Origin of the sequence: Bradyrhizobium sp. AUGA SZCCT0283 (genome assembly GCF_018130385.1) — a bacterium.
Classification (GTDB): Bacteria; Pseudomonadota; Alphaproteobacteria; order Rhizobiales; family Xanthobacteraceae; genus Bradyrhizobium.
Genome location: NZ_JAFCLU010000027.1, coordinates 31,564 through 44,149, shown reverse-complemented (window position 1 = coordinate 44,149; position 12,586 = coordinate 31,564). Strand labels below are relative to the sequence as shown.

13 protein-coding genes are annotated in these 12,586 nt (G+C 64.4%); 8 read left to right on the top strand and 5 right to left on the bottom strand.

Annotation, left to right across the window (positions count from 1 at the left end):
- Window positions 1–36: 36 nt before the first annotated feature.
- Both JQ624_RS29055 and JQ624_RS29050 read right to left on the bottom strand, forming a co-directional pair.
- A complete protein-coding gene (locus tag JQ624_RS29055) occupies window positions 37–1,266 on the bottom strand; it encodes an ABC transporter substrate-binding protein (protein WP_212422332.1) in 1,230 nt (409 codons plus the stop codon).
- A 107-nt stretch (window positions 1,267–1,373) separates the two neighbouring features.
- On the bottom strand, window positions 1,374–2,300 hold the full coding sequence (locus JQ624_RS29050; RefSeq protein WP_212422331.1) for a class I SAM-dependent methyltransferase: 927 nt from the start codon (window positions 2,298–2,300) through the stop codon (window positions 1,374–1,376).
- A gap of 177 nt (window positions 2,301–2,477) precedes the next feature.
- On the opposite strand from JQ624_RS29050, the gene JQ624_RS29045 reads away from it, so the two are divergent.
- From JQ624_RS29045 to JQ624_RS29025, 5 genes are all read left to right on the top strand, one after another.
- Entirely contained in the window at window positions 2,478–3,515 is a 1,038-nt protein-coding gene (locus tag JQ624_RS29045; protein ID WP_212422374.1) for a ligase-associated DNA damage response exonuclease, read from the top strand.
- On the top strand, window positions 3,512–5,164 hold the full coding sequence (locus JQ624_RS29040) for an ATP-dependent DNA ligase (RefSeq protein ID WP_212422330.1): 1,653 nt from the start codon (window positions 3,512–3,514) through the stop codon (window positions 5,162–5,164). The genes JQ624_RS29045 and JQ624_RS29040 overlap by 4 nt, the downstream gene beginning before the upstream one ends.
- Window positions 5,165–5,264: 100 nt before the next feature.
- The gene (locus JQ624_RS29035) at window positions 5,265–5,567 is read left to right on the top strand and encodes a DUF6460 domain-containing protein (RefSeq protein ID WP_212422329.1); all 303 of its coding nucleotides are present in this window, start codon (window positions 5,265–5,267) and stop codon (window positions 5,565–5,567) included.
- Window positions 5,568–5,591: 24 nt separating this feature from the next.
- Complete coding sequence (locus JQ624_RS29030) at window positions 5,592–6,326, top strand: MBL fold metallo-hydrolase (RefSeq protein ID WP_212422328.1); 735 nt, start codon at window positions 5,592–5,594, stop codon at window positions 6,324–6,326.
- 2 nt (window positions 6,327–6,328) lie between these two features.
- A complete protein-coding gene (locus tag JQ624_RS29025; protein ID WP_212422327.1) occupies window positions 6,329–7,651 on the top strand; it encodes an MATE family efflux transporter in 1,323 nt (440 codons plus the stop codon).
- A 40-nt stretch (window positions 7,652–7,691) separates the two neighbouring features.
- Here the strand turns inward: JQ624_RS29025 and JQ624_RS29020 are convergent, their stop codons facing one another.
- Both JQ624_RS29020 and JQ624_RS29015 read right to left on the bottom strand, forming a co-directional pair.
- Window positions 7,692–8,789 (bottom strand): quinone-dependent dihydroorotate dehydrogenase, encoded by a 1,098-nt coding sequence (locus JQ624_RS29020; protein WP_212422326.1) that lies wholly within the window; start codon window positions 8,787–8,789, stop codon window positions 7,692–7,694.
- Entirely contained in the window at window positions 8,786–9,130 is a 345-nt protein-coding gene (locus JQ624_RS29015) for a DUF952 domain-containing protein (protein WP_212422325.1), read from the bottom strand. The genes JQ624_RS29020 and JQ624_RS29015 overlap by 4 nt, the downstream gene beginning before the upstream one ends.
- A gap of 307 nt (window positions 9,131–9,437) precedes the next feature.
- Between JQ624_RS29015 and JQ624_RS29010 the strand changes: the two genes are divergently transcribed.
- A complete protein-coding gene (locus tag JQ624_RS29010; protein ID WP_212422324.1) occupies window positions 9,438–10,091 on the top strand; it encodes a helix-turn-helix transcriptional regulator in 654 nt (217 codons plus the stop codon).
- 60 nt (window positions 10,092–10,151) lie between these two features.
- On the top strand, window positions 10,152–10,613 hold the full coding sequence (locus tag JQ624_RS29005; RefSeq protein ID WP_212422323.1) for a mismatch-specific DNA-glycosylase: 462 nt from the start codon (window positions 10,152–10,154) through the stop codon (window positions 10,611–10,613).
- 148 nt (window positions 10,614–10,761) lie between these two features.
- Here the strand turns inward: JQ624_RS29005 and JQ624_RS29000 are convergent, their stop codons facing one another.
- The gene (locus tag JQ624_RS29000; protein ID WP_212422322.1) at window positions 10,762–11,544 is read right to left on the bottom strand and encodes a class II aldolase/adducin family protein; all 783 of its coding nucleotides are present in this window, start codon (window positions 11,542–11,544) and stop codon (window positions 10,762–10,764) included.
- A 257-nt stretch (window positions 11,545–11,801) separates the two neighbouring features.
- Here JQ624_RS29000 and JQ624_RS28995 point away from each other — a divergent pair, with 257 nt between their 5' ends.
- A complete protein-coding gene (locus JQ624_RS28995; protein ID WP_212422321.1) occupies window positions 11,802–12,557 on the top strand; it encodes a carbonic anhydrase in 756 nt (251 codons plus the stop codon).
- The last annotated feature ends 29 nt before the right edge of the window (window positions 12,558–12,586 follow it).

The following is a 12,586-nucleotide window of genomic DNA, read 5'->3' as shown; positions in this document are numbered from 1 at the left end:
CCCGCGAAGGGCGGGAAGAGGGAGATCGACCCCGCCCTACTCCGTCACCGGCTTGTCGGAAATATCCCAGTCCTTGCCGTTGAAGATGGAGATGTAGAGCGTCTTCATCGGCGTGTAGTCGTCGGGCGTGTAGCTGTAGGTGACGCCGTCCAGCATGTAGGGCGAATGGAAGCCCGCCAGCGTCGTGGCCTGCTTCAGAACGTTGGCGCGGGTGAGCTCGTCGCCGCAACGGCGCAAAATCTCCGCCATCGCCACCACCTGGCCATAACCGGCAAAGGCGATGGTGTTGTCGGGATCGACATTGGGCAGGTATTTTTTGCGCAGCTCCTCGAACGCCATCACGTCGGGATCCTTCTCGAAGCGCGGCACGCCGACCTCCTTGGCGTAGCGGATCGCGACGATGCCAGCGCAGTTCTCAAGGCCCGCGGCGGCGAGAATCGAACGGCCGGTCGAACCCGCCGACAGCAGATGCAGCGGCTTCCAGCCGAGCTCGGCGACCTTGCGGATCGACTGCGACGACGCCTTGCCGGTCGAGATATTGTAGAAAACATCGGCGCCGGATTTCGAGAGATTGATGAGCTGCGAATCGATCGTCGGCTCGGTCAGATCGTAGGTCTGCTCCATGATCACCTTGGCGGTGCCGCCGGCATCCGCCAGCACCTTCTTGAAGGGCCCAAGGAAATCGCGGCCAAAATCGTCGTTCTGGTAGAGGATGCCGATCTTGGCGTCCGGCTTCACGGCCACGACATGCCTGGCGAGAATGCGCGCTTCGGTCGGATAGAGCGGCAGGCCCGCCATCGTCCATTTGAAATTCTTCGGATCGTTCCATTTCGACGCGCCGGTATTGAGCAGGAGCTGCGGCACGCCTTTCGAGTTGAGATATTTGTGCACGGCGGTCTGCGGCGCGGTGCCGAGCGAGCCGTACAGCGCCAGGACTTCCTCCTGCTCGACCAGCCGCCGCGTCGCCTCGACGCATTTCGGCGCGCTGTAGGCGTCGTCCATGGAGAGAAATTTTACCTTGCGTCCGTTGATGCCGCTCTTTTCGTTCAGCATCTGAAAATAGGCCTCGCCGACGCGCCCCAGCACGCCGTAGAGCGAGCCGGGGCCGGAATGCGGCACGGTCTGTCCGAGCTTGATTTCGGTGTCGCTGGCGCCGGGATCGTATTTCTTCTCCGCCGCCCAGACTGATGGCGCGGGCATGGCGGATGCGAGGATGGTAGCAAGCGCGGTGGCGCCGAATTCGCGCCGGGTTTGTTTCTTGTTCATTGTTGCTTCTCCCTTATGGGAGTCTTGATCAGCCATTCCGGCGCCACTGGCAATAGCTGACATGTCGCACGCAATGCCGCCATTCGGGCATTGCGTAGCGTCTAGACTCAAGTTTTCGCGGCGACGGCGACGAGGCCGGGAACCGGCGCGTTGTCCTCGTTGCGGGCGGAGCGATCTTCCAGCAGGGACAATTTGAGGCCGGCGGATTCGACCACGGCTCGCACATAAGCGGCCGCATGGGCGTAGCGCAGCCCTTGGCCGATGACGACGCCTTCGCCGTCATGGGTTTCGGTGGTGAAGGCGAACAGCCCGCCGGAGGCCAGCACGCGAGCGGCCTCCGCGAGTACCGGCGCGAGTTCGGCGACGTACACCATGGCATCCGCGGCGAGAATGAGATCGGCGCTGGCGTCCGGCCGCGCCCGCAGACCCTGCAGCATGTCGGCGACATCAAGCTCGGCGTAGAGGCCCGTGGCGCGGGACCGCTCGATCATGCGCGGCGACAGATCGACGCCAATGAAATGATCGACTTCTTTTGCAAAGGCCGATGCCGCCAGCCCGGTGCCGCAGCCGAGATCGATGGCGCGCTTGAAAAACGCCGGCTTGCGCGCCGCCGCTCGCACCGACAGCACCGCGCGGAACAACAGCTCCGGGCCGCGATAGCCGAGGTCATCCACCAGCGAGGATTCAAACCGCGGCGCGTATTGATCGAACAGGGTTTGCACATAGGCCTGCGACATGCCGGCCAACGGTTCGGCGCCGAGCCGCATCAGCCGCAGGCCGGCGCCGTGACGGTCGCCGCGATCGCAGGCCTGCGCCCGGCGAAACGCGGAGACAGCCGCATCGCGCTCGCCGAGTTCTTCGCGGATATTGCCGAGCGTGAACCACGCGGACGTGAAATCCGGCGCCAGTTCGATCGCCTGCATCAGCAGATCGGCGGCGGCGGGCAGATCGCCCTTCAATTGCAGATCGCGGGCGAATTCGAACCGTTGGTCGGCCATCAGATCGCCGGAAGACAGAAAAAGGCGGGCAGGCATTTCAGGAACCAAAATTTCTTCATTGCCGGGCGCCTGTCCCGACCTCGGTCGGGGACGACCCGGCAATCCCATCATAAAAGGAGACTCTTCAAAAGATGGATCCGCGGGTCAAGCCCGCGCATGACGACCAAACATCGCACGGCTAAACATCGCAAGCAGACCGCCTATATAGGAGGCATGCGTCCGCAGGACATCCTGATGCCCGTTGCCGCCGGCCTGTGCTGCAAGCCGGGCGGCTTCCACATCGACCCGGTCCGCCCGGTCGAGCGCGCCGTGATTACCCACGGCCATTCCGACCATGCCCGGCCCGGCCATGGCGCGGTGCTCGCCAGGCAGGAAACGCTCGACATGATGCGGCTGCGCTATGGCGACAATTTCGCCCGCAGCACGCAGGCCATTCGTTATGGCGAAGAAATCCGACTGGGCGACGTCAAGATCAAATTCCATCCCGCGGGCCACGTACTCGGCTCAGCACAGATCGCGGTGACCTGCAAGGACACCTGTATCGTCGCCTCGGGCGACTACAAGGACGCCATCGACCCGACCTGCACGCCATTTGAAGTCGTGCCCTGCGACGTCTTCATCACCGAGGCGACGTTTGGCCTGCCGGTGTTTCGTCACGGCGATGCGGCGGATGAGGTGAAGAAGCTGCTGGCGTCGGTCGCGCTGTTTCCGGAACGCGCGCATCTGGTCGGCGCCTATTCGCTCGGCAAGGCACAGCGCGTGATCGCGCTGCTGCGCGAGCAGGGCTACGACGCGCCGATCTATCTGCATGGCGCGATGGAGACGATCACGCGCTATTATGAGAGCCGTGGCATAGCCCTCGGCGAGCTGTGCGCAGTGAAGGGCGTGAAGAAAGCCGATCTCGCCGGCACCATCACGCTGGCGCCGCCGTCGGCCACGTCTGACATCTGGACGCGGCGTTTTCCCGATCCCGTCACGGCATTCGCCTCGGGCTGGATGCGCGTGCGGGCGCGCGCCCGCCAGCGCGGCGTCGAACTGCCGCTGGTGATCTCAGACCACGCCGATTGGGACGGGCTGACCGCGACCATTGCGGCCACCGGCGCCGGCGAGATCTGGGTCACCCATGGGCAGGAAGACGCGCTGGTGCATTGGTGCCAAGCGCGCGGGCTTGCCGCACGGCCGCTCGATCTCGTCGGCTACGGCGACGAGGAGGAGCACGAGGTGGTCGCGGCCGACGAGGCCGAGGCATGAACCGTTTTGCCGAACTGCTGGATCGCCTCGCCTACGAGCCTGGCCGCAACAACAAGCTGCGCCTGATCACGGCCTATTTTCGCGACACGCCCGATCCCGACCGCGGCTACGCGCTGGCGGCACTGACCGGCGCGCTGTCGTTCAAGCACGCCAAGCCCGGACTGATCCGCGATCTGATCGCCGATCGCACCGATCCGGTGCTGTTCGGATTGTCGTATGATTACGTCGGCGACTTATCCGAAACGGTCGCGCTGATGTGGCCGAAGGCCCCGCCGCCCGGCCACAACAACCCGCCTCCCCCCACCCTCTCCGACGTCGTGACCACGCTGCGCACGCTCGGCAAGACCGAGCTGCCAAAACAGCTCGCATGCTGGCTCGACGAGCTCGACGAGACCGGCCGCTGGGCGCTTTTAAAACTCGTCACCGGCGCGATGCGGATCGGGATTTCGGCGCGGCTGGCCAAGACCGCCGCTGCCGCGCTTGGTGACAAGGATCCGCACGAGATCGAACTGATCTGGCCAGGGCTGTCGCCGCCCTATCTCGACCTCTTCGCCTGGCTGGAAGGCCGCGGCGAAAAACCGGTCAATCGCGATCCCGCGCCGTTCCGCCCGGTGATGCTGGCGCATGCGATCGAGGATTCGGACTTTGCCAATCTCGATCCCGCCGATTTCATCGCGGAATGGAAATGGGACGGCATTCGCGTGCAGGCGGTCTCGGGCCGTGACGAACGCGGCTACATGCAGGCGCGGCTCTATTCGCGCACCGGCGAGGACATTACCAAAAGCTTTCCCGACCTTCTGCCGTCGCTGCATCTGCCCGGCGCCATCGATGGCGAGCTGCTGGTGCTGCGCGAGGGGCGCGTGCAGACGTTCAATGTGCTGCAGCAGCGGCTGAACAGAAAAATCGTCTCGCCGAAGCTGATGAAGGATTTTCCCATTCATCTGCGCGCCTACGACCTGCTCGGCGACGACGAAAACGATCTGCGCGAACTGCCGTTCGACGAGCGCCGCGCGCACCTTGAGAAATTCATCAAGAAGCTCGACGACCCGCGCATCGATCTGTCGCCGACCATTGCCTTCGATAGCTGGGAGACGCTGATGGCTGCCCGCGCCGATCCCGCCAGCGCCGGCGCCGGCGAGGATGCCGACGCGGTCGAGGGCGTGATGCTGAAACGGCGCGACGCGCCCTACCTGCCGGGCCGCCCCAAGGGCCAGTGGTGGAAGTGGAAGCACGATCCGCATATCATCGATGCCGTGCTGATGTACGCGCAACGTGGCCACGGCAAGCGCTCCTCCTATTATTCGGACTACACCTTCGGCGTCTGGACCTCGGGCGAGGATGGCGAGCAGCTGGTGCCGGTCGGAAAAGCCTATTTCGGCTTCACCGACGAGGAACTCCTGCAGATCGACCGTTTCGTCCGCCGCAACACCACGGAAAAATTCGGCCCGGTCCGTCATGTCGTGCACGAGCCGGACCAGGGCCTGGTGCTGGAAGTCGCCTTCGAGGGCCTGCAGCGCTCGCCGCGGCACAAATCCGGCGTCGCGATGCGGTTTCCGCGCATCAGCCGGCTGCGCTGGGACAAGCCGCCGCGCGAGGCCGATCGGCTGGAGACGCTGGAGCGGATGCTCAAAGACGTGACGGCAAATTAACATTCCGACGGCGCATGGCGGCCATTGACGGATACGAGCGGGTTCCCCATGTGCCCCGCCGTGCTCTATACTGTTGCGAGACCTTCCGCGGGAGAAACCGATGCCGAACGACGTCAGAGACCTGCCGGCCAGCAATGACGGCCTCTACCGCTTCCTCGGCGGCTCGCCGCTGGCGGTAGCGTTCCGGCTGATTCTGCTATCGATCCTGGTCGGCGTGGTGCTCGCCGCCATCGGCTTCGATCCCTGGAATATCCTGCACAGCATCCAGACCCTGTTCCGGCGGCTGTGGGATCTCGGCTTCGACGCCGTCAACTGGCTGTGGCGCTACTTCCTGCTCGGAGCGGTCATCGTGATCCCGATCTGGCTGCTGTCGCGGCTGTTCGGCGCCCCGCGCGGGCGATAAATCGAGCTCGTAAGGCAGCAGCCGATGCAATTGCGATTTGTCGGCTGCGGCGACGCGCTCGGTTCCGGCGGCAGGTTCAACACCTGCTTCCACGTCACGGGCGGGCGCGTCAATTTCCTGATCGATTGCGGTGCGTCGTCGCTGCCGGCGCTGAAGCGTCTCGGCATCGCGCGCGACGCCATCGACCTGATCCTGATCACGCATTTTCACGGCGACCATTTTGGCGGCTTGCCGTTCCTGCTGCTGGACGCGCAGTTCACACGCCGTTCCCGGCCGCTCGTTATCGCAGGCCCGCAGGGCATCGAGACCAAGCTCGCCAACCTGATGGAAGCGCTGTTCGAGCATTCCTCGAAGACAAGGCAGCGCTTCGATCTCTCAGTCGTCGCGCTCGAACCGGAGCAGAGCCGGACTGTTGGCGAGGTCAAGGTGACACCGTATCCGGTGGTCCACGGCGAATCCGGCGGGCCGTTCCTCGCCTATCGCATCGAGGCCGAGGGCCGCGTCATCACCTACAGCGCCGACACCGAATGGACCGATGCGCTGATCCCGGCGGCGCGCGGCGCGGACCTGTTCATTGCCGAGGCCTATTACTACGACAAGATCGTCAAAAACCATCTCAGCCTGAAGACGCTGGAAGCGCACCTTCCTGAGATCAATGCCAAACGGCTGGTGCTGACGCATATGAGCGAGGACATGCTCGCCCGGCTGGGCGAACTGCTCTACACGGCCGCCCATGACGGCATGGCCGTCGAGCTCTAGGCATGCATTCGCCCGTAACTCCATCCAGGGTCACAACGGCGCAGGTGTTTGCCATCGCGGGTCCCGCGATGGTCGCGAACCTGACCACGCCGCTGATCGGCATCGTCTCGACCACGGCGATCGGCCGGCTCGGCGATGCAGCGATGCTCGGCGGCGTGGCGATGGCCTCCGTGCTGTTCGACTGCATGTTCTGGCTGTTCGGGTTCCTGCGCATGAGCACGGTCGCCTTTACGGCGCAGTCCCTGGGCGCCGGCGAGACGCAGGAACTGCGCGCGATCCTGGTGCGCGGCTTGATTGTCGCATCGCTGGTTGGCGCGGCCCTGATTGCGTTGCAGATCCCGCTTGCAGCGATCCTGTTCGGCGCGATGGGCGGCAGCGAGAGCGTGACACGCGCTGCCAAAACCTATTTCGCCATCCGGATCTGGTCGGCGCCTCTGGCGCTCGCCAATTACGTGGTGCTCGGCTGGCTGATCGGACAGGCGCGCGCCACGCTGGCGCTGACGACACAGGTCGCGATCAACGTGACCAACATGGTCGCGACGGTGCTGCTGGTGCTGGTATTCGACCTCGGCATCGCCGGCGCTGCGATCGCAGCCGTCATCGCTGAAACAACCGGCCTCCTGCTCGGCATTTTGGTCGCGCAGCATCTTGCACGTGGGCAATCGGCCATTTCGCGTGCGACGCTGTTCGACCGCACCAAGCTGGTGCGGATGCTCTCGGTCAACCGCGACATCCTGATCCGTACCGCGGCGCTGATCACAGCCTTCCTGTTCTTCACCGCGCAGGGAGCCCGCGCCGGGGACGCGACGCTCGCGGCCAATGCGGTGTTGAACAATTTCCTGATGATCAGCGGCTTCTTCCTCGACGGCCTCGCCAACGCCGCCGAACAGCTCTGCGGCCGGGCCTATGGCGCGCGCGACAAGAATGCTTTTGCCGGGGCGGTGAAGCTCGTTGTCATCTGGGGCTTCGGCTTCGCGCTCGCCGTCGCCGCCTGTTTCCTGCTGTTCGGGCCGGCACTGATCGACATCATGACGGCGAGCGCGGACGTGCGACGCATCGCGCGCGACTATCTTTGGTTCGTGATCTTCGCGCCGCTGCTCGGCGTGTTCGCCTTTGCCTATGACGGCATCTATATCGGCGCCACCTGGGCGCGCGACATGCGCAACCTGATGCTGCTGTCGCTATTGATCTTCCTCGGCGCGTGGTTTTCGCTGCGATCGTTCGGCAATGCCGGGCTGTGGGGCGCCTTCCTGGTGCACTACGCCGCCCGCGGCGGATTGCAGGCGTTGAGGTATCCGGTGCTGTTGAGGAAGTCGTTCGGATAGGCGGGGCGAGGTAACTTAAAAGGCGCGTGCGCGCGAACGGCTACTTCACCGGCCAGTCCTCGGCGGTGATCGTCGCGGCATCGGCGCCGACGATCTCCGACAGCGAGTCGCGCCCCGTGCGCAGCAAGGTCGAGGCCAGATCGTTCTTGATGGCGTCGACCAGGCCGAGGCCTTTGTAGACCAGCGACGAATAGAGCTGGATCAGGCTGGCGCCGGCGCGGATTTTCGTCAGCGCGGCGCCGCCGGAATCGATGCCGCCGACGCCGATCAATGGAAACGCGCCTTCGGTGCGGACATAGGTCTCGGCCACCATGCGCGTCGACAGCCGGAACAACGGCCGCCCCGACAATCCGCCCTGCTCTTTGGCGCGGGCCTGTTCGCGCAACGTCGCCGGACGCGCCAGCGTGGTGTTGGCGACGATCATGCCGTCGACACCGCGCGAGCGCGCGATGTGCACGACGTCGTCGAGTTCAGTCAGAGTCAGATCCGGCGCGATCTTGAGCAGCACCGGCGAATCGCCGGCATTCTTGCGCACCCGCTCCCTGGCATCGATCACCTTGGCAAGCAGGTCGTCGAGCGCCGCGGATTGCTGCAGGTTGCGCAGGCCCGGCGTATTCGGCGAGGAGACGTTGACGGTGAAATAGCTCGCGACCGGCGCGAACGTCTCGATCAGCTTGACGTAGTCGGCGACACGGTCGGACGAATCCTTGTTGGCCCCGACATTGACACCGACGATGCCGCCATGGTGGGCACGTGCCGCAAGCCGGCGCAGCACGGCCTCGGCGCCGTCATTGTTGAAGCCCATGCGGTTGATCACGGCTTCATCGCGCTCGAGGCGAAACAGCCGCGGCCGCGGATTGCCGCCCTGCGGCTTCGGCGTCACCGTGCCGATCTCGACAAAGCCGAAACCGAGCCGCAACAGCGCGTCAGGCACCTCCGCGCTCTTGTCGAAGCCCGCGGCCATGCCGATCGGATTGGGGAAATTCAGGCCGAACGCGCGCACCGCCAGCTTGTGGTCGTCGGCGCGCGGCTTGACCGGCGGCAGCAGCCGCAGGCCCTGGATCGCCATGCGATGCGCGTCCTCCGGATCGAACCAGCGCAGCAGCGGCAGCGAAAAGGCGTCGAAGGCGCGGATCACGGGATAAGCTCCGGAATGTCGTGAGTGCCGTCGGACCGCGCGCGCATGTCGAGGATGGCGGTCACCGCGCCGAGATCGAGCTCGCCATAGAGATGCGGGAACAGTTCGTCGTTGCGCGAGGGCTCCCAGCGCAAGGCATCGCCGAGCGCGTCCGCGTCGACCGCGATCAGGAACAGGCCGGTCTGGCCGAAATAATGCTTTCGCGCCGTCTCGGCGACCTGGGCGGCGGTCGAGAAATGAATGAAGCCGTCGCGCAGATCGTCGCTACTACCCCGGTAGACGCCCTGCCGTTCGGCCTCGCGCCAGGCCGAGGCGGGAGTGATTTTATAGATCGTGCGCACGGCTTTCCGGGCTTCCCCTGCTTATCGTTGAGTCTCTTGGGATTTTCCCGGAAATGGCCGGGCTGGCGGCCGACCGTAAAGGCGGCAGGCCGCCAACTCAAGCGCTGCCGCAGCAGGGCGCGGCACCTGTTCGGCTCTGATTCGACAGAACCGGGCGCCAATTTCCTGTTTTGACGCGTTTTCTTCACGTGAACCGGTATCCAACCCGCTTTAAGTGCGGGGCAGGCTTTCGCTGGAAAGCGCCATGTGAGATTTGCGCAAACCGGCCGAATGAGGCAATAATTCCTAGGCGATTCAGAGATTTTCGATGGCGAGACAATCCAAGGCGCAACGGATTCTGACCCACAGCCAGGTCTGGACCGCGCTCGACCGGCTGGCCGAACGCGCCGGCATGTCGGCCTCGGGCCTTGCCAGGCGCAGCGGCCTCGACCCCACCACCTTCAACAAATCCAAGCGCATTACCGCCGACGGCCGCGAGCGCTGGCCTTCGACCGAATCGGTTTCCAAGGCACTGGCCGCGACCAATTCGTCGATCGACACCTTTGTGCAGTTGATCGGCGACGGCGCGCGCAGCCTGCAATCGGTGCCGCTGCTCGCCCTCGCGCAAGCCGGCAGCGGTGGCCATTTCGACGAGAGCGGCTTTCCGGCCGGCCGTGGCTGGGACGAGGCGGCGCTGCCACAGGCCTCTGACGAGCACGCCTACGCGCTGGAGATATCCGGCGATGCGATGAAGCCCGCCTACCGCGACGGCGACATCATCGTGGTGTCGCCGGGAACGCCGATCCGGCGCGGCGACCGCGTGGTGCTCAAGACGTCGGATGGCGAAGTGATGGTCAAGGAATTGAAGCGCCGCACCACCAGGACGCTGGAATTGCAGTCGCTCAACCCGGCCCAGGCCGACCGCACGCTCGACGCCGACGACGTCGCCTGGATCGCAAGGATCGTGTGGGCGAGCCAATAGGATTGCCGCTGCCGTGACGGATGTGCTGAGCGACCTGCTGCACAACATTCCCTTCGCATCGTGTTCTGCGGGACCGCCGCCGGGACGACGTCCGCCGTCGAGCGGGCCTACTACGCACACCGGCAAAACAAGGTCTGGAAGGTCTTGCACGAGACCGGACTCACTCAAGAGCTGCTGCGGCCGCATCAGTTTCGCACTCTGCTGCAATATCGGATCGGCCTGACCGACCTGGTAAAAGCGGGCGCGGGAATGGACCGTGCCACGCTTCCCAAATTGACGGTGGCGGATCGTGCGCGGCTGCGCAATGCAATCGCGACGTTTCGTCCGCAATTTCTCGCATTCACCAGCAAGACGGCCGGACAGAAATTCTTTGGCGGCAAGCGAGAGTACGGCGAGCAGGTCGAGCTGTTCGGCGACACCAGGGTGTGGATATTGCCGTCGACCTCCGGCGCCGCCAATGGAAGCTGGCGTCCGGAGATCTGGCAGCAGTTCGCGGATAAGGTGAGAGCGGCGGTTGGCTGACCCGTAGAGAACGCCCCCCGTTTGTCGCCCCTGCGAACGCAGGGGCTCATACCCACAAATATTGGTGGTGGAGGATGACGTCTCCCCGCCTGCCCTTTCCGCGGGCCGCGGCGTATGGGTCCCTGCGTTCGCAGGGACGACGGAAACACTACGTCGAGTAATCCGGCTCTTTGCGATCCAGCATCCGCTTCAGCGCATCGAAGTGCCGCTGCGCCGGGGTCGGTCCCTTGTAGAGATGCTCGTCCTTGTAATCGCGCCTGGTTTTCTCCACCACAGGAGCAGGAAGCTGTTTCAGCTTCTGCCCGGTCCACATTGCATAGATCTGCACCTGGGCGGCGCGCTCGACGTAGTACAGCATGTCGTAGGCTTCCGCGACGGTCGCGCCGACGGTGGAGATGCCGTGATTGGCCATGAACAGCACGGTCTTGTCGCCGATGACTCTTGCGAGCCGCGCGCCTTCGGCGGGATCGAGCGCCGGACCTGTATATTCATCGTCATAGGCGATGGCGCCCGATAGCCCGACCTCGGTCTGGCCGATTTCCTTAATGCGGGGGTCTTCGAGCCGCGTCAGCGCGCTGGCGTGCGGCATGTGGGTGTGGAACACCGCCTTCGCCTGCGGCAGTGCCTTGTGGATCGGGGCATGGATGCAATAGCAGGAGCGCTCCACCTCGCCCTCGCCGCGCTTGACCTCGCCATCGTCGATGCCGACTTCCATGAAGCAGGAGGCCGTGACCTCGGACCAATGCGTGCCGAACGGGATCTGATAGTAGCGATCGCTCTTGCCCGGCACCACGAAGGTCAGATGGTTGAAGATGCCTTCGGAAAAACCCTGGATGAAGGCGAGCCGGTGCGCGGCTGCGAGGTCGACCCGCGCTTGCCATTGCTCGGCGCTGTCCTCGCTGAGCGATTTCGGCGAAACCCTGAACTGCATGAGCTTTCTCCCTGATCCGCTGTATGGCCTGCCCCTCGGTCGGGGGCTTTGACGGCTATCGGTCATTGTAACGCAATCCGGCGCGGATAACGGCTGAAATTGCGGAGGGCCTCCCATTCCGGTTTGCGGGGTGCATCGACGACAGCCCCGGCCGCTGCGGTTGCCAAATTACCGTCCGGCAACCATGCTCGGGTTTTTCGGCTTACGTGTTCCCCGGAATCGGATAGTGCCAGCGCGTCACATATTGGGGGGTCAAAATGGATCGTCGAAATCTATTGAAAGCGCTCGCCGGGCTTGCGGCTTGTCCGGTCTGCACGACCGCGGGCTTTGCCGCCGAAGGCGCACATTGGAGTTACGAGGGCGCGGGGGGACCTGCCAAATGGGGCGACCTCGACGCCGCCAACAAGGCCTGCTCGCTCGGCTCGCAGCAATCGCCGATCAATATCGGCCCCACCATCAAGTCGCAGCTCCCGGCGCTGAAACTTTCATGGGACAAGACGGCCGATACCATCGTCAACAACGGCCACACCATCCAGCTCAATTTCGCCGAGGGCTCAACGCTCAAGCTCGGCGATACCACCTACAAGCTCCTGCAGGTGCACTTTCACCGGCCGAGCGAACATCTGATCGGCGGCAAGAGCTTTCCGATGGAGGCGCATTTCGTGCATCGCGCCGATTCGGGCGGGCTCGTCGTGGTCGGCGTCATGTTCTCGGAAGGAAAGCCGAACGCCACCTTCGGCAAGATCATAGCCACCATGCCGGCCAAGGAAGGTCCGGCGGTGAAGGCGGATAGCAGCATCAACCCGAACGGGCTCTTGCCGGCAAAGCTCGGCTACTACCGGTATCCGGGCTCGCTGACGACGCCGCCATGCTCGGAGGTCGTCGAATGGCTGGTGCTGACCGATCCGATCCAGGTCGCGGCCAGCGATGTCGCGGGCTTCGCAAAACTCTACCCGATGAACGCCCGCCCGGCGCAGAAAGACAACCGCCGCTACGTGCTGCAGTCGAGTTGAGAATCTTCCTTCTCCCCTTGTGGGAGAAG